Below are 22200 nucleotides of genomic sequence, written 5' to 3'. Positions count from 1 at the left end.
TTAAAAAATATTATTATCGAGATATTTGTATTGTTTAATTTTTTATTGATTGATTGAATACTTTTTGGGTTTGTTCCATTGCGTTATTAATCGCACTTCCATCGCGGTGGAGCTTATTAAGTAAGCTTGCTCCTAGCCACATCTGATATAATATTTTGGCTGTCGATAAAGGATCCATTGGTTTTATAGAACCATCTTCGATACCTGATTGAATGCAATGAGTAATGTGATTAATGACATTATCTGAGCCCACTTTTAAGGCTAGACGCATAGGTTCAGATAAATCGGCGACTTCGGCGCTAAGTTTGACCACAAGACATTGCTGAAAATGCTGATTATTTATTTGCCTGGCTTCCCATCGCTGCCAATAGCGCATTAATTTTTGGTAGCCGTTTTCATCTGGGGTGTTAAAAAGCTCACCCAGAGAGTGTAAGTAATCTTTAAAATAATGATGAATGATGGCTTCGCCAAATTGCTCCTTTGATGAGAAGTAGTGATAGAAGGATCCTTTCGGAACATTCGCAAATTTTAAAATTTGTGACAAACCGACATTGGTGAAGCCTTGCTGAGAAATTAAGGCATATCCTGAGTCGATTATTTGTTGTTTGGTTGTATGAGGCGTTTTTTTCATGAGCTTAGAATAATATTAATTAGACCGGTCGTCTAGTATTTTTGTGCTTAATGTCAATAAACGTTCCTATTCTTTAAATGGCGGGGGGTGAGGGGGGGAATGAAGTTATTCAGGGTAAGTTGAAGCAGGAGGCTATACTTTATCGATGGGCTTGATGAAATAAGAGGAAAGGAAGCCTGATGATGAATACCCAGCAGACTGTCGTTAATGTGTTACCTCAAAGAATTACTTACGAAGTGAGAGATTTATTGAGTCGTTGGCGAGAATTTTATGCTCCACCCAATAATGTCGATGTAGAAAAAACGAGTTTAACAACCCATGAATTAGATGAGTTGATTGATAAAGTCCATGATTTATTTCGTGAAGTGAAAGAAGTTGATGCGGTTGATTTATTAGATAAGGTTATTAAAGTTCAATTGCAGTTACATAGTTTTCAGCAAATGAATCGAAATTTAAAATATGAAGAACTTGTCTCTTTAGATTATGACATTAATATACTTACTAAAATTGTTTTACGTCATGATGATAAGTTAGATCCGGCTCAATATATTCCTCAAAAACATCCCATATTACTCGCATTAAACTCCGAGCTGGCAGAGAAGTTGGCTGAGCAGTTAGTTTTCTTTGATGTATATAGCAAGATTATTACCGATAAGCAGGATTTTATTGCACATTCCCACCAGTTTATTCACAGTGCCATTATTATAGATATTGATTTTGACGGAGAAGGGCAAGGTTTAGCATTAATGAAGTCCCATCAAGCTAATGTGCCGAAAATATTTATTACACATAAGGAAAGTGTTTCTATAGAGTCGAGGTTATCAGCTTGCCATGTAGGAGGATCCGGTTTTTATGTTCGACCAACAGTGGCTCAATTACTGCGTTCGGTTGAACAGTTTTATAGTAGTCCTTCATTAAAGCCATATAAAGTATTGATAATGGATGATTCTCACAGTCAAGCCTTGTTCTGTGAGCATGCTTTAAATCGAGTTGGAATGGTGACATATATTGTGACAGAACCTTTGACAATCTTGGATGCAATGGAACTATTTGAACCTGAAATTATTATAATGGATATGTATATGCCTGGATGCACGGGTACTGAATTAGCCAGTGTTATTAGGCAACAAGTGGCTTATTTACGTTTACCTATTTTATTTCTTTCTGGTGAAGGAAATAAAGATATCCAATTGAATGCAATGAAACTGGGAGGGGATGATTTTTTAACTAAGCCTGTTGCGCCTAAACATCTAGTGTCAATTGTCCAAACGCGCTGTGAGCGAGGGCGAGTGCTGAATGATTTAATTATACGTGATAGTTTAACAGGGTTATTTAATCATACCCATATACTCGATAAATTAAAGCAGGCTTGCCGTCATGCCAAAGAGCACAATGAAGACTTATGTTTTGCCATGGTTGATATTGATTTATTTAAAAAAGTTAATGATAGCTATGGGCATACAGTGGGCGATAAAGTGATTTCGACATTATCTTTATTTCTTAAGCAGAGATTGCGGGGGAGTCATAGTATCGGTCGATATGGTGGGGAAGAGTTTGCTGTTGTTTTTCCCAATACAGAGGAAGATGAAGCGCTTTTTGTGATGAATGAAATTAGAGAGGCTTTTAATCAGCTAGAGCATAGTAGTGAGCAAGGGGAGTTTAAGGTGAGTTTTTCCTGTGGAATTTGTCGTTTTACGGGTGAAAATGAAGAACATATTATTGAGCAAGCAGATGAAGCTTTATACAAAGCGAAACATAGAGGTCGTAATAATATTCAATGTTTTCAATTTTAGGGGAATTTAGGCGATCCCCTCGCTGCTGTGATTCTTAAATAACCGACTATCAACAGTTGAAATTGAATCCCCAAGACCACAGCGATCTTGGGGATCTTACAGGCTTAACTAATGGCCTCTTAGGCTCCTACCTTGATTGCCTTGGCGTGTGTTTCGGGTGTTATTTAAGCTGTTTCGATCAATGCTACGATTGTTCATTTGTTGCTTAAAGTCATTGGGTAAGCCACCTTGTGAGTGACTGGTATGATCCTGCGTCTTGTTCATAAGATTATTTTTTTGAGTCTGTGACATTGTGTGTTCAATATCCGTATTTTTCCATTGCTTGTTACTTCTACTTTGCCATTGCCCATTATGATCGCGAGCGACATTGCCATTTTTGTCAGAAAAAACGTTGTTTTTTCGTGCTGGGTTATGAGTGGCTTGAGTAAAGTTTCGGTTCAATGTTGATTTATTTGCGTTTCTAACACGATTTTGAGGGTTATTATAAATATTGTTTTTGGTTATATTGTTACGTTGGACTTGATTGTTAATATTGGTCCTATTACCAAAGTTAATATTATTGCCAATATTAATATTCCCCGTATTAATAATGATGTTGCCATTATTGATAAAGACTGGCGAGCGATAGCCTCCTCCATGGTAACCTCCAGCGTAATAACCTCCGCCCCAAGCGACGCCCCAAGCAAATCCTGCACTGTAAAATCCATAGCCCCAAGAAACCCCATAGTTCCAACCAATCCAAGGGTTATAGCCCACATATACGCCCCAAGTAACTGGTCTTGGATAATAATAAGGCCCCCAAAGAGGAGGGTAATACCAGCCAGTACCGTATACAGGTACACCGTAATAAGGGTAGGACCATAAATAACCTGAAGTGTAACCGACATAAACGACATCAGGGGTAGAGTCATAAATTTGTACATAAGCTGTGTTGTATACTGGAGAGCTCGGGGGGATTTGTGCGATTTGTTCACTGGGAATATGATCGGCAACGATCCAAGGTCCAGTTGGCGATGACGCGATAAACCACACACCGTTATCCACAGCGTAGTATTTACCATCAACTTTTAAGACCTGTGAGTCAGTATTCAAGGCATAGGCGACTTGAGTGCCTGGGATCATCTCAAACTTAGGATCTCCGTTATAGGTGACTTTGGTGGTGGTACCGCTTCGTTTAATGGCTGCAGTTTGAGGGATTTTTGCATTAATAACCGCTTTGTTGGCTTCACTCGTACCCGCAACGGATACACGCACCCCACCAATATCGGAATCAGGTGGAATATTACTAAAGCTTTCCGGTAATTTATCGGCCCTGACAAAAGTCCAGGGGCCCGATTCTTTCGTTGCACTAAACCAGCGTCCAGAAAGAAGTACATACATTTTATTATTTGAGGTATCTCTTATCCAAGGCACTTCAGTATTAGTGACATAAAGTAATTGTCCTGCAATTAAGCTCTTCCATTTGGGTTGTCCCTGAGTTGAAATCAGTTCAGTGGGCGTCGTGGTGGCGTAAATAGCAGGAGGTGTGCCACTGGTGGAAGAGGTTGTTTTCGGTTTTGGCATCAATTTAACCAAATCGGCTGGTGGCTTGCGGGTTAATGTCCAAGGTCCTAAAGGATCAGTGGCTTCGTACCAGAAATTACCACTGCTTAAATAGAGTTTTTTTGTTTCTTTATTGCGGGCAACAGCAAAGGGAGTATTAATGACTCTTTCATATTGAGAATTATCGATAGCACGATAAATAGGCGCGCCATCATAGGTTAATAAAATGGTTAATTGTTGTTTGAAGAGGATGGTGGGAGCGGTGTTTTTAAGTTCTTCTAAGCTTTTTCTTTCTTGTTTTGAACTGGTTAGGCTCGCTGTAAGATTCTTCATCGATAATTGAAATGTTGTCGATTTTAGCGCGTTATCGACAACAGTATTGAGTTTGTCAGTATTCGGCGTTGATTCAGGCCATTTTACTTGTGTGACATCAACATCTCTGACCTGTGCTGTTTCTGTTCCAGTATCAATCCTAGCGATAAACCAAAAGGCGCCAAAAATCGGAGTGCTTTGCCCCGTTAACTCAATGGAGAATGCGGCTTTTCCTTGGAGTGTATTTCCTGACAGAGAATCAGGCTGTAATTGATAAACAACGACTTTTCCTTCTGGCTCTGCAATTTCTTGTGGCCAATCAGCGGCTAAGGAGGATAAGGGGGATAAACTTAAAAGTAGCACTCCCCAGATTGAATATCTAAATAAGCGCATTATTTGCATTATCATGACGACTCCCTTTTCAATATTGGGTTCACTAATATAATATGAAAAATAACCGCATAACGTTAGCCACTTTTGCTGATAACTTTATTGACTGAGTATGATTATTTCTCATTTAAGTTATTGATATTAACATGAATTAACTGAATTTATACTTACAGATTAAGAAAATACTTATGTCACTACCTACTGGTGTGGTTTTTATAAAGTGTAGTCAGTTATGGAAAGTTTGGCTGGAACTTGAAGCTTTAGGGGGGTTGTGGAACATAAAAAAACCGCCTCTAGGAGGCGGTTGAGCGTTTATTTCTCGAAGGCATTACTGGCTTAACGTATTGACATCCTATTAGATACCAATGCTATTAAAGGCTGTAGTAAAGTTCAAATTCTACTGGGTGAGTCGTATTGTTCACTTTTTCAACATCTTCTTGCTTTAATTTAATGTATGAGTCAATGAAGTCATTACTGAAAACATTACCGCGTGTTAAAAACTCACGATCGGCATCTAGACATTCAAGTGCTTCTTGTAATGAGCTGGCAACTTGTGGGATTTCAGCTGCTTCTTCAGCAGGTAAGTCATAAAGATCTTTATCCATGGCTTCACCAGGATGGATTTTGTTTTGAATACCATCAAGGCCGGCCATTAACATGGCAGAAAAAGCAAGATAAGGATTGGCCATTGGATCGGGGAAGCGAACTTCAATACGACGACCTTTAGCACTGGGTACGACTGGGATCCGAATAGAAGCTGAGCGGTTACGTGCAGAGTAAGCAAGCATAACAGGTGCTTCAAAATGAGGGACTAGACGTTTGTAAGAGTTCGTTGCTGGGTTTGCAAAAGCATTAATGGCTTTGGCGTGTTTAATTAACCCACCAATATAATAAAGCGCCATTTCACTTAGGCCACCATACTTATCACCTGCGAAAAGGTTTACACCATCTTTAGCTAGTGATTGGTGTACATGCATCCCGCTACCATTATCACCGACAATAGGCTTTGGCATAAAAGTTGCTGTTTTTCCGTATGCATGAGCCACATTATGGATCACATATTTGAGTACTTGAACTTCATCAGCCTTGAGGGTTAATGAGTTAAAGCGAGTGGCGATTTCATTTTGGCCAGCTGTAGCCACTTCATGGTGATGGGCCTCGACCACTTGACCCATTTCTTCAAGTACAAGACACATCGCGCTACGTAAATCTTGGGCTGAATCGACGGGTGCGACTGGGAAGTAACCCCCTTTGACACCGGGTCGATGACCTGTATTACCACCTTCATAGCTTTTACCTGAGTTCCAGCTGGCTTCTTCGGCATCCACTTTATAGAAGCAGCCTGACATGTCGGATCCATATTTAACATCGTCAAATAAGAAAAATTCAGGTTCGGGACCCACTAATACGGTGTCAGCAATACCGGTAGAGCGTAAATACTCCTCCGCTTTTTTGGCGATCGAGCGAGGATCTCGATTATAGCCTGACATCGTTGTGGGTTCTAAAATATCACAGCGTATGTTGGCCGTGACATCAGCAGTAAAAGGGTCGAGAACAAAACTACTAGGATCAGGCATAAGAACCATATCTGATTCATTGATGCCTTTCCATCCAGAAATGGAAGAACCATCAAACATTTTGCCATCTTCAAAGAAATCTTCATCAACTTGATGAGATGGAATCGAGACATGTTGCTCTTTACCTCGAGTATCGGTAAAACGCAAATCAACAAATTTAACTTCTAATTCTTGTAATTGCTGTAGAACTGATTCAGCTGACATTATATAAAGTCTCCGAGTGGGGTAAAGTAACATTCTTTTACTTGCATCATATTTTTGGCTAGATGCGGTTTAAAGGACTATTAGCGAGAGTCGTGCCAATATTTTAACATTATGATTTATAATGATTATGTAATATAGATGATCGATTTTATTGAGTGTTTAGCACTATACTGGTGCAATAGGCGCACTAATATAGTGCAGTTAGTCGCATCATATCGGTGCGTACAATTATAGTAAGGCAAGGCTTTACGATATAAGAGTAAATACTCTATAACTCATCACTTTATAAACGAGTATGAAACAGGGTCGTTGGTTATTATATCATGTGTTTGAAATAACCGCTTTATTACTGGTTTTTTTGCTCGATTTTTGTGCATCTATTTTCAAGTGCAGTATCTCAGTATTTTAAACAGTTTATTGATTGCTTTGATTATTCGGCTTAGTGTCACAGTCTGTATTTTTTCATCAATAAAAGCCTACTCAGTGATCATAAATGTTTGAGGCGAGCGTCTGTTATTTTTTAGCGTCATTATTTGCTTTACGGCTAAAACGCATGTTTTTCTAGAAATAAAAGCATGATTAGTCGGTATGAACGTATTCGAATACTTGCAGTTTATTTTTAAATAGAGTGATTATTGAGTCGGTTTACTAGAGGTAAACACTGAAAGCTGCCCAAAAGGCGTCTTTATTGTGATTGGTTAAAAATAATCCTGTGAGATTATCCTAGGCTAGAGTAGAATGGCACGCTTTTTATCGTAACAAGCGAATGAAGAGCGTTCGATTCGTTACAATACCCTATATTTATACCGATGGTAAGAGGTTTAGCCGTGTTAGAGAATTTACGTAACATCGCCATTATTGCACACGTTGACCATGGTAAAACTACCTTGGTTGATAAGCTGCTGGCGCAGTCAGGAACCCTTGAGACTCGAGGAGAAGCCGCTGAGCGGGTGATGGATTCAAATGATCTTGAAAAAGAACGTGGTATCACGATTCTGGCCAAGAACACTGCCATCAAGTGGAACGATTACCGTATCAACATTGTTGATACTCCAGGTCACGCCGATTTCGGTGGTGAGGTAGAGCGTGTTCTATCTATGGTTGACTCAGTATTGCTACTCGTTGATGCAGTCGATGGTCCAATGCCACAAACTCGCTTCGTGACTAAGAAAGCTTTCGCTCAAGGTCTTAAGCCAATCGTTGTTATCAACAAGATTGACCGTCCCGGCGCCCGTCCCGATTGGGTTATCGACCAAGTATTCGACTTGTTTGACAACTTAGGCGCAACCGATGAGCAGCTAGATTTTCCTATCGTTTATGCTTCTGCATTGAACGGTTTTGCAACCTTAGATCCAGACGAAACTAGCGAAAATATGACGCCGCTGTTCGAAACTATCGTTGAAAAAGTTTCATTCCCTGATGCTGATGCTGACGGTGATTTTCAGATGCAAATCTCTCAAATCGATTACAACTCTTATGTAGGTGTTATCGGTATTGGCCGTATCAAGCGTGGTTGCGTTAAGACTAACCAACAGGTGACTATTGTTGGCTCTGATGGCAAGAAACGTAACGGTAAAATAGGCACAGTATTAGGTTACATGGGTCTAGAACGTAATGAAGTCGAGATTGCTAACGCTGGCGACATCATTGCGATTACGGGTCTTGGTCAATTGCAAATTTCAGATACTGTTTGTGCAACGACTAACGTAGAAGCATTACCCGCTTTGTCTGTTGATGAACCAACGCTAACGATGACCTTCCAGGTGAACACTTCTCCATTCGCGGGTAAAGAAGGTAAGTACGTCACTTCACGTAACATTCTTGAGCGTCTGCAGCAGGAATTAGTTCATAACGTTGCATTGCGTGTTGAAGAAACTGACAGTCCGGATCGTTTCCGCGTATCGGGTCGTGGTGAACTTCACCTTTCAATTTTGATTGAAAACATGCGTCGTGAAGGTTACGAGCTAGCGGTTTCTCGTCCAGAGGTGATCGTTAAAGAGATCGATGGCGAGATGTGTGAGCCATTCGAAAACTTGACTGTTGACGTTGAAGAGCAGCATCAAGGTAGTGTTATCGAGAAGCTTGGGATCCGTAAGGGTGACATGAAAGACATGCAGTTAGACGGTAAGGGTCGTGTACGTATCGATTTTGTTATCCCTAGCCGTGGTCTAATCGGTTTCCAAACTGACTTTATGACAGCCACTTCAGGTTCTGGTCTTATTTACCATTCATTTGATCATTACGGTCCTGTTAAAGGGGGTGATATTGGTCAACGTGCACGTGGCGTTTTGGTCTCTAACGCAACCGGTAAAGCACTGACATTCGCATTGTTTAATCTTCAAGCTCGTGGTCGTCTGTTTATTACCCACGCTGCAGAAGTGTATGAAGGTCAAGTGGTTGGTCTTCACGCTCGAGCAAATGATTTGACGGTTAACTGTTTGAAAGGTAAGCAGCTGACTAACATGCGTGCCTCTGGTACCGATGAGGCGCAAGTACTGACACCACACATCGAAATGACACTTGAGCAAGCGCTTGAGTTTATCGATGATGATGAATTAGTCGAAGTCACGCCGCTGAACATTCGTGTTCGTAAGCGTTACTTGAGCGAAAATGAGCGTAAGCGTCATAATCGTAAGTAAAATAATGGTCTAAACCATTGTTGTAAGAAAAAGCCTAGAGACGAAAATACTCTAGGCTTTTTTTGTATCTAATGCTTTATTTGTTATATTCTTATAGTATTGAGTGGTTCAACTTTTATACGTTGCTGCATCTAGAATGCACCAAATATGTAAGAGTAATCCTATAATAGGAGGAATAATAAAGACCCACATGGCGTAAGCTGCACCAATGAAGACAAAAAACAATAGGGCGGCCAAAACACGTCCTTGTACTAGCTGCCCAAGACCGGGAATGAAAACGCTAGCGATGGCTGCAATCACATTTCCTGCTGAACCTTGTTGAGACATAGATCTACCTTCGTAATTTGTTAATATAAACTTAAAGATACTTAAGCAACTAGGGCAAAAGCAAGAGAAACCTTATGAAAAAAATGATGAATATTAAAAAACTTCTCAGTCTGTTTCAGGGTTTTTGGGATTTTTGTCTGCATTTATTAGCAAGATTAAAGACGGATCAAGTGAATATTCGCGCGGGGCACTTAGCGTATGTGACGTTGCTCTCTCTAGTGCCTTTGGTGGCTGTAATGGTCTCTATGTTATCGGCTTTTCCGGTATTTGTAGGATTGCGAGAGGAAATTGAAGGTTTTGTTTATAAAAACTTTCTTCCTGCGGCGGGGGATACCGTTCAAGTGTATTTAAATGAGTTTGTTGATAACGCATCTAAAGGGACAACAGTGGGGATCGCAGCGCTTGTACTCGTGGCTATTTTATTGATTTCAGCCATTGATAAAGCCCTTAATAGTATTTGGCGTACTAAGGATAAGCGGCGCAGTATGGTGTCTTTTTCTATGTATTGGATGGTACTCACCCTTGGCCCTGTATTAGTGGGGGCCAGCTTAGTCGCAAGCTCGTATATTGTATCTTTAAAAATTGTTAGCGAAACAGATTTAGTCAATGTCGCCCCTTTAATTAAACGTTTGCCGATGTTTTTTTCTATGTCCGCTTTTTTATTGCTTTATATGGTTGTTCCTAATCAAAAAGTGAAATTTATTCACGCATTATTTGGTGCTTTTGTGGCAGCGCTTTTATTTGAGTTGAGTAAAAAAGGCTTTACCTTATATGTCACTCAATTTCCGACTTATGAAGCCATTTATGGTGCATTAGCCTCTATTCCTATTTTGTTTGTATGGGTCTATTTATCTTGGGTTATCGTATTAATAGGCGCTGAAATTACCGCGGCGTTGCCTGAGCATATTGATCAGCAATTACAGAAGCTTATTGCTAATGGTGATGAGGTTTAATGGATCGATGTGACATCAATAATACTTCATTTCAATCAAATGCTAATATGATTTCAATATTAACAAATAACGCTATAGGTTAAAAATGATCGCGCTAATTCAGAGAGTTAAAGAGGCCAAGGTTGAGGTGGATGGTGTTATGTGTGGCGAAATTAATCAAGGCTTGTTGGTGTTATTAGGTGTCGAGCAAGATGATAGCCATGAAAAAATGCAGAAATTGGCCAAAAAGGTGATGCCGTATCGGGTTTTTTCTGATGAAAATGGAAAGATGAACCTCAATTTGCAGCAAGTTTCTGGGGAGTTGTTGATCGTTTCTCAATTTACTTTAGCCGCGAATACTCAAAAAGGTTTACGTCCCAGCTTTTCAGGTGCAGGTACTCCAGAACAAGCCGAAGCACTCTATAATGATTTTGTTGATTTTTGTAAAAACCAAGGCGTTAATACTCAAACAGGCCAGTTTGCCGGAAACATGCAAGTGTCTTTGGTTAATGATGGGCCTGTGACGTTTCATTTACAGGTTTAAGGAGATCGATTATGTTTAATCAATTTTGTGGGATTTGAGGTGGAATGTTTATGAGTATTGAGCTATCAAGTCTTGATTGTTTATTAAAAGAATTAACCTCTACTTGGCATAAAACAATCCCTCTCAGTGAATTTATGCAAGTTAGCGCAGATGAATATGATGAGTATCAGTTGTCGGTTTCAGCGCCTTTAGCGCCTAACATTAATCTACATCAAACAATGTTTGCTGGCAGTATCTACACCTTAATGACATTAACGGGTTGGGGAGTGATATGGTTGCAGCAAAAGCAGCAACAAGTAACGGGAGACATTGTTTTAGCTAAGGCAGATGTGAGGTATATCGCGCCCATTAATGAGCGACCTAAAGCGGTTGTGACTTGGCCGAATATTGATTTGTCAGTATTAGAAAAAGGTCATCGAGTAAAATGTAAACTGCTGGTTGAGCTTTATTGTAATGATAAGCTTTGCGCATCTTTTGAAGGGGTGTATATCACGACTCCTCGAAAATAAGGCATATCATTAACCTTTCGAATTTTTGAGTTATTAACAGGGATTTTATGCGCTTTTACTCTATTTTATTGGTGTTTAGAATGAACCAGTAGTTAAAGAGAATTTCTCTCTTTATATGAGTATATATCCAAGCCTGCTGAATTCAGTATCTTGGGGTATAAATGGAGTAGATGATGTCTAAAGTATTAGTATTAACTTCGAGCATATTAGGGGAATACTCTCAATCAACCAAGTTAATTGATTATGCGGTAGCACAACTATCTGAGCAAGGCGCTGAGATCACCATTAGGGATCTTACATCAAGTGAATTACCCACATTGGATGGCGAGTTGGCAGCGGGTTTAAGGGGGTTGGATGCACTGAGTGCTCGCCAGCAAGACGTTATCACACTATCAAATCGTCTAGTGCAAGAGTTAAAAGCGCACGATCAAATCATTATCACTGCACCTATGTATAATTTCACGATACCTACCCAACTAAAGCAATGGATTGATCTTGTTGCCCGAGCAGGGGTCACTTTCAAGTATACGAATGAAGGACCTGTTGGGTTACTAACTGATAAGAAAGCAATTGTGATCACGACTCGCGGCGGTGTTCATCGAAATGCAACCAGTGATCATTTGGTGCCTTATTTAAAAACAGTATTGGGATTCATCGGTATTGATGAGCTTGATATTGTTTATGCTGAAGGGTTAGCGATGGGTGAACCTACCGCGAAAGAAAGCATAGAAAAAGCGCAGTTTGAGCTTGACTCACTTTTAGTGTGAATCATGGGTCATATCTGATCAGTTCTTATTGTGTTGAGATCGAACAAGGCATAACAAGTCACAGCAATAAAGCAAATAGCCGGAATAATATAAGAGAAAGCGACACCATATTGATCAATGAGTAAGCCTTGAACCATTGGGATCAAGGCGCCCCCTAGCATTGCCATGACTAATCCAGCTGCGCCAAATTGTGTATCTTTTTTGAGTCCTTGTAGTGCAATACCATAAATGGTTGGGAACATTAAGGACATGCAAGCCGATATTGCAACTAGTGCCCAAACACCATAGATTGTAGGGTTGTACATCATATAAATGGATAAACTGGCTGCGACAATTGTCGATAGTACAAGTAATATCGTCGGCTTAATAAACCCCATTAACCAAGTCATAGCAAACCTCGACAAAAGAAAAGTAATCATACTGTATTGCAAATAAGTTCCCGCATTATCTGTATCGGTTGAGAGTGCATTCATCACGTAGCGGATTGTGAACGTCCATACGCAGGTTTGAGCTGCCATATTAAAAAATTGGGCAATGACGCCATATTTATAATGCACATTTTTAAATAGATTCGTGAAAGTCGTCGATAAATTAATTTTGGGGTGGATTTTAGTTAAATGTATTGAGGGGGCTTTCGTTATTGCAATCGCCAACCAAATTAATAGGAGTAATAGCGCCATTCCCACGTAGGGTGTCATAACGGCGTTAAGCTCGGCCGTTTGTATGGTGGTTAATTGTGTTACCGACATGTCTATTCGTTCTTGTGCTGTCGCAGGATTGAGATTTGGAAGGATTAGGCTCGCAGCGAGAAAAACACCAATATTTGTCCCGATTGGATTGAATGACTGGGCGAAGTTGAGTCGCTTAGTGGCATTTTCACTCGGTCCCATGCTAATGACATAAGGACTAGCAGAAGTCTCTAAAATGGACAAGCCCCCAGCCAGAATGAAAAGAGCGGTGAGAAAATAGCCATAGGTAAGTGATTGGCTAGCAGGGTAAAATAGAAATGCACCAATGATGGCTAAGCCTAATCCGGTCAAGACACCCGTTTTGTATGAGTAACGTTTATTGATAAACGCGGCTGGAATGGCCAAGCAAAAATAAGCACCATAATATGAAAATTGCACCAGTGCAGATTGAAAACTAGACATAGTAAAGATTTGACTAAACACCTTTACTAAAGGATCTGTCATATTCGCAGCCACGCCCCATGCGGCAAAACAGACAAGTAATAGAATAAAAGGTAGGCGCATCTTAGGGAAAATAAGAGGGGGTTTTTTCATGCTTTTATTCACTTTATCAGTTTAATTTAATCGATTAACTCATAATAACCATAAGATATATTGATGATAAATCAATAGAACAATTTTAGTGTAAAGAATTTCAATTAATGACTGAGTATTATCGATTGTGTAACGTTAACCGGATGACTAGTTCAAACAATTTACTTTGTTCTCTAAATAAAATAACAACGAATATTCTCTCTTCACTAGAAGATAGAAAGTAAAAAGTGTTCGAAGATAAAATGCATTGCAAAATGCGAATATAGATTATTCACTATTATACGAATATTAGTTTACTATTGATTTTAATGTATTTTATTTTATGGCATAGCTATTGCTTAGTTAATGTATCAACTTTGGCGAAGGAGCTGCTATGTTATCTTTAAGGCATATTTCATTCACTTTCATTATTGGAATAATCTTTTCATTCTCTGCGCATGGGGCACCTTTTGAGGAATGCCCAACCAAAGCCTTTATTATTCAAAAACCCTCCTCTATACCTAAAATGTTTGGCGTGGACTTAGGAACCGGAAGTTACACCACTTTATCTTCCGATATGGGCAGTGGTGCTGCATTTAACGGTGTCGGTTTTAGTAAACACGATAGCTATATATATGGTTGGGATTATTCAAGTGGCACTTTAGGAAAGGTAGGAGATGACTATCAGGTAGTTGCACTTGATATTTCTAAAGACGGGCCTTCTGCTAGTGCTGGCAATTTTTATGTTGGTGATGTGGCACTCCATGCAAATGTTTGGTATGGCTACCGGAAAAATAAAGGGTTATTTAAAATTCCCTTAGATGGGGATGAACCATATGAAATGACTCTGGTTGCAGGCAGTCAGTCTAATGCGAATTATAATATTACCGATTTTGCTTTCCATCCTCACAATGGATATTTGTACACAGTCACTAACGGCTCTACAGCAAAGTTATTAAAAATAGATAGAACATCAGGTGCTGCTGAAAATTTAGGCACCCTTTTAACCACAGAAGGAAGCTTTACTTTCGGTGCTCAGTTCTTTGATGTGAATGGTCATTTATATATCAGCAACAACTCTAATGGTTACATTTATAAAGTCACTAATTTAGATAGTGAGCCGAGCGTGAGTGGCATTTTTGCGTATGGGCCTTCTTCTACGAGTAATGATGGTGCTAGATGTGCGTTAGCGGGTGTGCCTGTTGGGGATGCGGTTGATTTTGGTGATGCGCCTGATTCTTATGGAAGTAACATTACCAATAATGGCGCTCGACATGCAATAGTGTCTGGCATTCAATTAGGTGCATTAATTGATAACGAAGGTGATGCTTATGCTTCCCCTCTTTCTGATGATGCTAGTGACAACAGTGATGATGAAGATGGTATTAGCATGCCTACTGGATTTGAGTCAGGAGAGGAGACGATTCTCATTGCCGATGTTGTTGGTGATGAAGGGTATTTAAATGCCTGGATAGATTGGAATCAAGATGGTGTTTTTGGTCCAGATGAGCAAATTATTGCATCTGAACTTATGAACGAAGGAGACAATAACATTACTATCCAAGTGCCGTTTTGGGCTGAGGCGGGCGATACTTGGGCGCGTTTTCGTTTAAGTACGACTCAAGATTTAGGTGCAACGGGCGGGGCGAGCGATGGTGAAGTAGAAGATTACCCTATTACAATAACAGAAACCGGCGTGACAACAGGTTATTACCCTGTTGGAACGGAAGGCGTGGCGACGATTGTGTATGAGGATTTATACCCACTTGAAGGGGACTATGATTTCAACGATGTAGTGATGGAAGTGAAAATTAATGAATTTGAAAAAGAGGGGAAAATTAGACGAGTGAAGATAGAAGTAAAAGTATTGGCTGTGGGGGCAACATTTCATAATGGTTTTGGTATTCAACTGCCGGGCATTCTTCGTTCAGCGATAAAAGAGTCCGGGATCCGTTGGGATTTGGATGGCGTTAATCAGTCCCATAAGATATTAGAAGAAGGGCAAACTAATGCGGTATTTATCATTACGGAGGATGTTCACTCCTATACCACGGTTCCCCCTGGTTGTGAGTTTTTAGGCACGCAAGTAGGTTGTACTCAAACTGTGCATCCGACTTGGACTATTACTATTCCTTTTGAAACGCCAATCGATAGAAATCATATGCCTGAATTGCCTTACGATCCGTTTATTTTTGCTAATCCCAATACTCCGCATGGTGCGTTACCAGAAGCGGTATTGGGGGAGATTCCTGGTCGTGCCTTAGAGGTTCACCTTAAGAATAAAGTACCTACAGATAAGTTTGATACTCGATTGTTTGGTACGGGAGATGATGCATCGAAGCCAAACGAAGGGCTTTATTTTCAAAATGCGAATGGTATGCCTTGGGCGTTAATTATTCCAAAAAGATGGTCATATCCGGTTGAAAAAATACCGCTAAATGAGGCATATCCTGATTTTGAAAGCTATGCAACAGGGGCTGGTAGCCTTGATTGGTATCAAAACGGCAATCCTGGTCTTACGATCCCAAATGAGTAGAGGGAATGATGATGAATTATTATCCTTATATGAAATGTATTTTTATTTCAATATTATTTTTAAGCCTAGTGGCCTGCGGTGGTGGAGGTGGAGATGATTCGAGTTCTTCTGATGACACGAGTTCGTCGACTACAGCTTCTTCAGCTTCAACAACAGGTGATTCAATAGCAGATGATTCAACAACAGATGATTCAACAACAGATGATTCAACAACAGATGATTCAACAACAGATGATTCAACAGTAGATGATTCAACAGTGCCTAAAGTTGATCAGCAAGAGTTGCTGGCTTCAGGAACAATACCATTAGAGGATCTTGTGGTTGGAGCCGATAATACTTTAAGTTCAGAATATAGTTTATTTGTGGGCATTCAATTGGGCGATATTCGTCGAGCTTATGTCTCTATTTGTGAAAAGTTTAATGCAATCGATTCGGGTTATAGAGTAGATTATGATTCTTGTGTGTTAAGAGGGCCGTTGAACGAAGGCGTGTTCGCATCTGATGTACTGCTTGGGAGTGCTCAAAGAAAGTTGATTGTGGCTATTTGGCTATATGATGGTAGTAGACCTATTTATTATGTATGGAATTATGATGATAATGCCGATAGTCAAAGCTTGATGATCAATTGAGTTCATTTGGTGGCGAAAAAAAAAGGGGGGGGCTTTCCTCCTTTTAACTATTATTTTTTTTATTGATAAAATCTCTAAATAAGCTCTTCCATTGGTTTAATGTGTCTTCCCATTTTGCTAGTAATTGATTGCGTTGTTCTGGCTTAAGTATTTTGGGTGGATTTTTAATACAGTGTAGTAGGGCATTGGCAATGGACTCGGCTGATTGTTTAAATAATCCCTCTTTATACTGAGGGTGTATGATTTTGCTTTGCTCAAGTAGCCCATCGACACCTGAATGCAAAATAGGTTTGCCCGCTGCGAGTGCTTCTTGAAAAATCAAGCCAAAAGGTTCCCATCGTGATGGGATGATGATTGCGTCACATTCATTTAAAAATGCTGAAATATCATCGCAGAAGCCAACAAAATGAATATTAGTTAGCGGAGAGGCAAGTTTTCTTAATTCGTATTCTAATTCACCTGAACCTACAATTTTAAGTGTAATATTGGCATGTGGTATGAGTTTTATGGCTTCGATGAGCATATCAAACCCTTTTTGCTTATGCAGCCGACCATAGGCACCAAAAACATAGTTTGATTGCGCTTTTTTTACAGGTAACGAAACTAAAGGTGTTAGATTGCTGCTTTGACCTAGCATGATGAGCTTTTTTGTATTGACGAGATTATTTTGTATGATCCACTGAGCTTGATGATCGGATACTGCGATGACTTTATTCATTAAGCAATAGCTGAGCTTAAGCATCAATAAAAAACGTTTTTGATTAGATACTTGATGTTTCATAAAACCATCACAATAATGATGTTCTTGATAGAGTAACGGGGTACGAAAGTGCCGAAGTTTCAGTGACAGTATTTTAGGAAGAGATTGCCAGCTTAAGGCATGATGTACACATAAAATATCGGTTTGATAATTGCCGAATGATCTTTCTTTTAAGTTGGTTCTTTGAATTTGAAACTCAAAATCATTTTTTAATCGAGATGCCGATAAGCGTTGAATCGCAGATTGAATACCACCAAAATGTGAATCATCAATTAAATGTAGGACTTTAGGTCGCAAGTGTTTATCCTAGGCTTAGGTATTATATCATTTACCTAAGCCTAGGATAATGAGGGGTCGATGTCAGCTTGCACTTTGATATAAACGGTAAGTCACCTGTCCTGCCGTTTTTTCTTTCAAAGCTGTCCATGTTGGGGGGATATTAAGGGGGCCTAGTTCTGTTTCTGTTTCTAAGTAAATAAGCGCATCTTGACTCAACCATAGGTGTGTTTCTAATAATTGGACACATTGTTGAGCGAGCCCTTGGCGAAACGGAGGATCGATAAATATAATATTAAACGGCATCTTGGGTGGTGTTTTGAGTAACGCTAAGGTGTCACCTTTAGTGACTTCTGCATGTTCACATTTTAATGTGGCTAAATTTTGTTTGAGTTGTTTAGCTGCTGAGGCTTGTAACTCAAACATTTGTGCAAAACTGGCATAGCGTGATAATGCTTCAAAACCTAAGGATCCACTTCCTGTAAAACAATCTAATACTCGTGCGCCAGGTAAATCAGCACTAATCCAGTTAAAAAGTGTTTCTTTAACGCGATCGGTTGTTGGGCGTAAGCCCTCTAAATCATGGATTGGTAGGCGGCGTGATCGCCATTGTCCTGAAATGATACGAACCTGACCCATATTAGGTTTTTTTTTGGTCATTTTGTCCTCATGATTTTGCCTGAAGAAAGAAAGTGGTAGACTGTCTTGTTTGATTTAAGGTCGTTATTTTATATTAAAGTGGGCATAAAAGGTGAGATACCGTCGTTTTGTCGATTAACATCTCTATTTTAGTGTTTCACTGAGGTGTTTTTAGGCGTCCTCCACCCTAATTGCATTATATATACAGTTATTTGAGCATTGGTACCTAACATGGCAAAAAAAGGTTTTTTTTCTTGGTTTCGTAAAGATAAATCTAAAGATGAAGCAAAGGCTGCAGACGTTGAAATAGTCGCAGAAGATAAAGTACAAGATGAGAACGTAAAGCTTGAGCAACAAGCATCAGTGGACGTTCAAGGGCTAGAAGAGCAAGCTCATTTACAGGTTAAACAAGAGGAGGAGGCTAAAAAGCAAAAAGTTAACGCTCAGGAAGCTAAAATTCAAGAAGAGCAGGCGCAAGCAGGCAAAATCAGGCAAGAGCAGCAAGCGTTAGCGGAGGCCCAAGCGTTAGCGGAGGCCCAAGCGGCAGAGACCGAGGCGCAAGAACAGGCGCGTTTACAGGTATTAAAAGAAGAACAAGAAGCGCAGGCAAGGCAAGAGCAGCAAGTGTTAGCGGAGGCTCAAGCTGCAGAGGCGCAAGAACAGGCGCGTTTAAAGGTATTAAAAGAAGAGCAAGAAGCGCAGGCAAGGCAAGAGCAGCAACGGTTAGCGGAGATTCAAGCTGCAGAGGCGCAAGAACAGGCGCGTTTACAGGTATTAAAAGAAGAGCAAGAAGCGCAGGCAAGGCAAGAGCAGCAAGCGTTAGCGGAGGCCCAAGCGGCAGAGGCGCAAGAAAAAGTACGTTTACAGGCATTAAAAGAAGAGCAAGAAGCGCAGGCAAGACAAGAGCAGCAAGCGTTAGCGGACGCCCAACCAGCTAAAATAGCAGAGGAAAGTAAAGAGTTAGTAGAGGAAGAGCTGCAGCCCGAGCCTCAAGCAAAGCCAACGAAAGAAGGTTTTTTTGCTCGCTTGAAGCGAGGACTAAAGCGAACCAGTGAAAATATTGGTAGTGGTTTCGTTGGTTTGTTTCGTGGAAAAAAAATCGATGATGATTTATTTGAAGAGCTCGAAGAGCAATTATTAATGGCTGATGTGGGCGTGGAGACTACGACCCGTTTAATTAATAATCTCACAGAGCAAGCTAGCCGTAAGCAATTAAAAGATGGCGAGGCTTTATATGATTTACTACGCGAAGAAATGCAGAAAACACTAGAGCCTGTTTCTGTTCCTTTGGTGCCTGAAAATAAAGAAGGGCCTTTTGTTATTCTTATGGTAGGAGTGAACGGTGTTGGTAAAACGACAACCATAGGTAAACTGGCTAAGCAATATCAAGAACAAGGTAAATCTGTGATGTTGGCAGCGGGAGATACCTTTAGGGCGGCAGCGGTTGAGCAATTACAAGTGTGGGGGCAACGGAATAATATTCCTGTTGTAGCTCAACACACTGGAGCCGATAGTGCATCGGTATTATTTGATGCATTGCAATCAGCCAAAGCGCGTAATGTTGATGTATTAATTGCTGATACTGCCGGTCGCCTACAGAATAAAACCCACTTAATGGATGAACTTAAGAAAGTCGTTCGAGTGATGAAGAAGCAAGATGAGAATGCACCTCATGAAGTGATGCTGACGCTTGATGCATGTACAGGGCAAAATGCGATTAGTCAGGCTCAGTTGTTTAAAGAAGCGGTGGGGGTGACGGGCATTACGATTAGTAAATTAGATGGAACGGCTAAAGGAGGGGTTATTTTTGCGATTGCCGATAAATTTGGGATCCCAATTCGCCATATTGGTGTGGGTGAACACATTGATGATTTACGGACCTTTAATGCAAAAGACTTTATTGACGCTTTATTTAGTCAAGAGAATGCCGATAACCTTGATAAGTAAATAATGAGTTTAGGTTTTCCGTGTTGAGGAAACATCGAATATTCAGGAGAATGAATGATTCAATTTGAGCAAGTGAGTAAAGTTTATTCCGGTGGTCAAAAAGCATTGTCAGATGTGAGCTTTCACTTAAAAGTCGGAGAAATGGCTTTTTTGACAGGACATTCTGGCGCGGGTAAAAGTACCTTGCTCAAGTTAATTACCGTTATTGAAAGAGCAAATGGTGGACGTGTCTCTATTAATGGGCATGACATAGCGAGAGTGAGTCGGGCTCAAGTCCCTTATCTGCGTCGTGATATAGGGATGATTTTTCAAAGCCACCATTTACTTATGAATAAAAGTGTTTTCGATAATGTGGCCTTGCCTTTAATGATTGAAGGTTTCTCTCATGGAGAAATTCGTAAACGGGTTGCCGGTGCATTAGATATGGTTGGCTTATATGGCAAAGAGAGGCATCAGCCCATCATGTTATCAGGTGGTGAGCAGCAAAGAGTCGGCATTGCTCGAGCGATTGTCAATAAACCTCCGTTGTTATTGGCCGATGAGCCTACTGGCAATTTAGATCCTAAATTGTCGATGGATATACTGCGTTTATTTGAAACGTTTAATCATGCTGGGACGACAGTCTTAATCGCCACTCATGATCTAGGACTGATAGCGCGGATGAAGTACCGCACTCTCACATTAAAGCAAGGAAGAATGCTTGGGGCGCAAGAGCTCGATCCATCAGCCAGTGTAAGTGGGGAGCGATGATGAGTAAATCGAAATCGGTTTCATTGAGTCGTAGTAAATTGCCTTTATCGGGTCGATTTGTCATGTTCTTTGTGCGTCATGTACAACATGCGATGACTAGTATGGGGGAGCTTTGGCGTAATCCCATTTCATCTTTGATGACCATGTTAGTACTGGGGTTTAGTTTGAGTTTACCTGCGGCCTTACAGGTTCTTGTCAAAAATGCAGAAGCCATTACACATTCCTGGAATAGTGCGGCTGAAATTTCACTCTTTATTGAAAAGCAGTCCAGTGATAGGGTCATGCAAAGTTTAATTACCCGAATTAAGGCTTATCCTGAAGTCAGTGAAGTGAATTTTATCGATCGTGATCAAGCATTAGCTGAGTTTCAGCGCCTTTCTGGTTTTGGTGAAGCGTTGTCTTATTTAGATTCCAATCCCTTACCTGCTGTGATCACGGTTATTCCGACGCTGCATTACTCAAGTCCTGATGGTGCGAGAAGATTGCTGACGAAATTAGAACAAGAATCTGAGGTGAGTTTTGGGCGTTTGGATATTGAATGGTTAGAGCGACTGCAAGCCATATTAAATTTACTTGAGCGCACTGTATTGGCGATCGCAACGCTATTAGTGTTAGCTGTCGTGCTGGTCATTGGTAACACGATACGGTTAGCGATTATGAACAGGCAAACTGAAATTGAAGTGATGAAGCTGGTGGGCGCGACAGAAGCCTTTATTCGGCGGCCTTTTTTGTATACTGGGATATGGTACGGCATTATTGGTGGCATACTCGCTTGGTTGATTATTAATATATTGGTTTTATATCTGACATCTGCATTAGGTGAACTCTTAGGTTTATATGGTAGTGAACTGAAAATGCAGTCATTAACTTTCTCAGAGTTAATACAGTTGGTGTTGTTAGCGTCCTTTTTAGGTTGGTTAGGGTCGTATTTATCGGTACGCCAACATTTAAAAGCCATTGAACCTTCTTAGCTACTTTTATTTTATTGTTGAGAGGCTAATTGGGTATATGAACGAGACTTCATTTGCATTTGTGGGTTATTGTTGTAAAAATAAGCATAAATGCAGTGTATTTACAATGAGAAATAAGATCGTAATCACACTTAATGATATACTATTGGGGTACAATCAAATGGGATTTCCTCGTAGGAATAGTTGACATATTCTGTCAGATAGCCGATAGTTCTTCAACCTGCTATTTTTCCAAATGAAGCAGTGTATTGATAGAGTTTTAG

18 protein-coding genes are annotated in these 22200 nt (G+C 40.2%); 11 read left to right on the top strand and 7 right to left on the bottom strand.

Translation table 11 applies throughout. The annotated features are described in order from the left end of the window. Window positions 1–34 precede the first annotated feature (34 nt). Complete coding sequence (locus tag L2764_RS12000) at window positions 35–631, bottom strand: TetR/AcrR family transcriptional regulator (RefSeq protein ID WP_248940480.1); 597 nt, start codon at window positions 629–631, stop codon at window positions 35–37. A gap of 179 nt (window positions 632–810) precedes the next feature. Here L2764_RS12000 and L2764_RS11995 point away from each other — a divergent pair, with 179 nt between their 5' ends. Further along, complete coding sequence (locus L2764_RS11995; RefSeq protein ID WP_248940478.1) at window positions 811–2424, top strand: GGDEF domain-containing response regulator; 1614 nt, start codon at window positions 811–813, stop codon at window positions 2422–2424. A 108-nt stretch (window positions 2425–2532) separates the two neighbouring features. Here the strand turns inward: L2764_RS11995 and L2764_RS11990 are convergent, their stop codons facing one another. Beyond that, a complete protein-coding gene (locus L2764_RS11990; protein ID WP_248940476.1) occupies window positions 2533–4686 on the bottom strand; it encodes a carbohydrate-binding family V/XII in 2154 nt (717 codons plus the stop codon). A gap of 353 nt (window positions 4687–5039) precedes the next feature. Next, on the bottom strand, window positions 5040–6449 hold the full coding sequence (gene glnA, locus L2764_RS11985) for a glutamate--ammonia ligase (RefSeq protein ID WP_248940474.1): 1410 nt from the start codon (window positions 6447–6449) through the stop codon (window positions 5040–5042). A gap of 809 nt (window positions 6450–7258) precedes the next feature. Here glnA and typA point away from each other — a divergent pair. Next, window positions 7259–9088, top strand: a complete 1830-nt coding sequence (typA, locus tag L2764_RS11980; RefSeq protein ID WP_248940472.1) for a translational GTPase TypA — start codon at window positions 7259–7261, stop codon at window positions 9086–9088. Between the two features lie 108 nt (window positions 9089–9196). Here the strand turns inward: typA and L2764_RS11975 are convergent, their stop codons facing one another. Then, window positions 9197–9415, bottom strand: a complete 219-nt coding sequence (locus L2764_RS11975; RefSeq protein ID WP_248940471.1) for a hypothetical protein — start codon at window positions 9413–9415, stop codon at window positions 9197–9199. A gap of 74 nt (window positions 9416–9489) precedes the next feature. Here L2764_RS11975 and L2764_RS11970 point away from each other — a divergent pair, with 74 nt between their 5' ends. The 4 genes from L2764_RS11970 (at window position 9490) to L2764_RS11955 (ending at window position 12167) form a co-directional block, all read left to right on the top strand. Beyond that, the gene (locus tag L2764_RS11970) at window positions 9490–10368 is read left to right on the top strand and encodes a virulence factor BrkB family protein (RefSeq protein WP_248940470.1); all 879 of its coding nucleotides are present in this window, start codon (window positions 9490–9492) and stop codon (window positions 10366–10368) included. 85 nt (window positions 10369–10453) lie between these two features. After that, window positions 10454–10891, top strand: coding sequence for a D-aminoacyl-tRNA deacylase (dtd, locus tag L2764_RS11965; protein WP_248940469.1), 438 nt, complete (start codon window positions 10454–10456; stop codon window positions 10889–10891). A 50-nt stretch (window positions 10892–10941) separates the two neighbouring features. Continuing rightward, a complete protein-coding gene (locus L2764_RS11960) occupies window positions 10942–11400 on the top strand; it encodes a thioesterase domain-containing protein (protein WP_248940467.1) in 459 nt (152 codons plus the stop codon). 173 nt (window positions 11401–11573) lie between these two features. Continuing rightward, window positions 11574–12167 carry an FMN-dependent NADH-azoreductase gene (locus L2764_RS11955; RefSeq protein ID WP_248940491.1) on the top strand — a complete coding sequence of 198 codons (594 nt, stop codon included), beginning with the start codon at window positions 11574–11576 and terminating at the stop codon, window positions 12165–12167. 8 nt (window positions 12168–12175) lie between these two features. Here the strand turns inward: L2764_RS11955 and fucP are convergent, their stop codons facing one another. Beyond that, the gene (gene fucP / locus L2764_RS11950) at window positions 12176–13450 is read right to left on the bottom strand and encodes an L-fucose:H+ symporter permease (RefSeq protein ID WP_248940465.1); all 1275 of its coding nucleotides are present in this window, start codon (window positions 13448–13450) and stop codon (window positions 12176–12178) included. A 373-nt stretch (window positions 13451–13823) separates the two neighbouring features. Between fucP and L2764_RS11945 the strand changes: the two genes are divergently transcribed. Next, a complete protein-coding gene (locus tag L2764_RS11945; RefSeq protein ID WP_248940464.1) occupies window positions 13824–15965 on the top strand; it encodes an LruC domain-containing protein in 2142 nt (713 codons plus the stop codon). Window positions 15966–15970: 5 nt separating this feature from the next. After that, window positions 15971–16594: a hypothetical protein gene (locus L2764_RS11940; RefSeq protein ID WP_248940463.1), complete on the top strand. Its 624-nt coding sequence runs from the start codon at window positions 15971–15973 to the stop codon at window positions 16592–16594. Between the two features lie 43 nt (window positions 16595–16637). On the opposite strand, the gene L2764_RS11935 is transcribed toward L2764_RS11940, so the two are convergent. Both L2764_RS11935 and rsmD read right to left on the bottom strand, forming a co-directional pair. After that, window positions 16638–17651 carry a glycosyltransferase gene (locus L2764_RS11935; RefSeq protein ID WP_248940462.1) on the bottom strand — a complete coding sequence of 338 codons (1014 nt, stop codon included), beginning with the start codon at window positions 17649–17651 and terminating at the stop codon, window positions 16638–16640. 63 nt (window positions 17652–17714) lie between these two features. After that, window positions 17715–18290 (bottom strand): 16S rRNA (guanine(966)-N(2))-methyltransferase RsmD, encoded by a 576-nt coding sequence (gene rsmD / locus L2764_RS11930; RefSeq protein WP_248940461.1) that lies wholly within the window; start codon window positions 18288–18290, stop codon window positions 17715–17717. A gap of 210 nt (window positions 18291–18500) precedes the next feature. Between rsmD and ftsY the strand changes: the two genes are divergently transcribed. Genes ftsY through ftsX form a run of 3 tightly spaced genes read left to right on the top strand, consistent with a single transcriptional unit; the run spans window position 18501 to window position 21937 of the window. Continuing rightward, a complete protein-coding gene (gene ftsY, locus L2764_RS11925) occupies window positions 18501–20216 on the top strand; it encodes a signal recognition particle-docking protein FtsY (RefSeq protein WP_248940459.1) in 1716 nt (571 codons plus the stop codon). A gap of 54 nt (window positions 20217–20270) precedes the next feature. After that, window positions 20271–20966, top strand: coding sequence for a cell division ATP-binding protein FtsE (gene ftsE / locus L2764_RS11920; protein ID WP_248940458.1), 696 nt, complete (start codon window positions 20271–20273; stop codon window positions 20964–20966). Then, window positions 20966–21937: a permease-like cell division protein FtsX gene (ftsX, locus tag L2764_RS11915; protein ID WP_248940456.1), complete on the top strand. Its 972-nt coding sequence runs from the start codon at window positions 20966–20968 to the stop codon at window positions 21935–21937. Before ftsE ends, ftsX begins: the two co-directional genes overlap by 1 nt. Window positions 21938–22200 lie beyond the last annotated feature (263 nt).

The sequence above is a fragment of the Shewanella surugensis genome (assembly GCF_023284005.1).
In the GTDB taxonomy this organism is placed as follows: Bacteria; Pseudomonadota; Gammaproteobacteria; order Enterobacterales; family Shewanellaceae; genus Shewanella; species Shewanella surugensis.
The sequence above is the reverse complement of the archived record's forward strand: the minus strand, read 5'-3'. Positions and strand labels throughout refer to the sequence as shown.

Excerpts from the sequence above, each read along its gene's own strand:
- L2764_RS12000 (WP_248940480.1), bottom strand. The coding sequence starts at position 631 with ATGAAAAAAACGCCTCATACAACCAAACAACAAATAATCGACTCAGGA.
- L2764_RS11995 (WP_248940478.1), top strand. The coding sequence starts at position 811 with ATGATGAATACCCAGCAGACTGTCGTTAATGTGTTACCTCAAAGAATT.
- L2764_RS11990 (WP_248940476.1), bottom strand. The coding sequence starts at position 4,686 with ATGATAATGCAAATAATGCGCTTATTTAGATATTCAATCTGGGGAGTG.
- glnA (WP_248940474.1), bottom strand. The coding sequence starts at position 6,449 with ATGTCAGCTGAATCAGTTCTACAGCAATTACAAGAATTAGAAGTTAAA.
- typA (WP_248940472.1), top strand. The coding sequence starts at position 7,259 with ATGGTAAGAGGTTTAGCCGTGTTAGAGAATTTACGTAACATCGCCATT.
- L2764_RS11975 (WP_248940471.1), bottom strand. The coding sequence starts at position 9,415 with ATGTCTCAACAAGGTTCAGCAGGAAATGTGATTGCAGCCATCGCTAGC.
- L2764_RS11970 (WP_248940470.1), top strand. The coding sequence starts at position 9,490 with ATGAAAAAAATGATGAATATTAAAAAACTTCTCAGTCTGTTTCAGGGT.
- dtd (WP_248940469.1), top strand. The coding sequence starts at position 10,454 with ATGATCGCGCTAATTCAGAGAGTTAAAGAGGCCAAGGTTGAGGTGGAT.
- L2764_RS11960 (WP_248940467.1), top strand. The coding sequence starts at position 10,942 with ATGAGTATTGAGCTATCAAGTCTTGATTGTTTATTAAAAGAATTAACC.
- L2764_RS11955 (WP_248940491.1), top strand. The coding sequence starts at position 11,574 with ATGTCTAAAGTATTAGTATTAACTTCGAGCATATTAGGGGAATACTCT.
- fucP (WP_248940465.1), bottom strand. The coding sequence starts at position 13,450 with ATGAAAAAACCCCCTCTTATTTTCCCTAAGATGCGCCTACCTTTTATT.
- L2764_RS11945 (WP_248940464.1), top strand. The coding sequence starts at position 13,824 with ATGTTATCTTTAAGGCATATTTCATTCACTTTCATTATTGGAATAATC.
- L2764_RS11940 (WP_248940463.1), top strand. The coding sequence starts at position 15,971 with ATGATGATGAATTATTATCCTTATATGAAATGTATTTTTATTTCAATA.
- rsmD (WP_248940461.1), bottom strand. The coding sequence starts at position 18,290 with ATGACCAAAAAAAAACCTAATATGGGTCAGGTTCGTATCATTTCAGGA.
- ftsY (WP_248940459.1), top strand. The coding sequence starts at position 18,501 with ATGGCAAAAAAAGGTTTTTTTTCTTGGTTTCGTAAAGATAAATCTAAA.
- ftsE (WP_248940458.1), top strand. The coding sequence starts at position 20,271 with ATGATTCAATTTGAGCAAGTGAGTAAAGTTTATTCCGGTGGTCAAAAA.
- ftsX (WP_248940456.1), top strand. The coding sequence starts at position 20,966 with ATGAGTAAATCGAAATCGGTTTCATTGAGTCGTAGTAAATTGCCTTTA.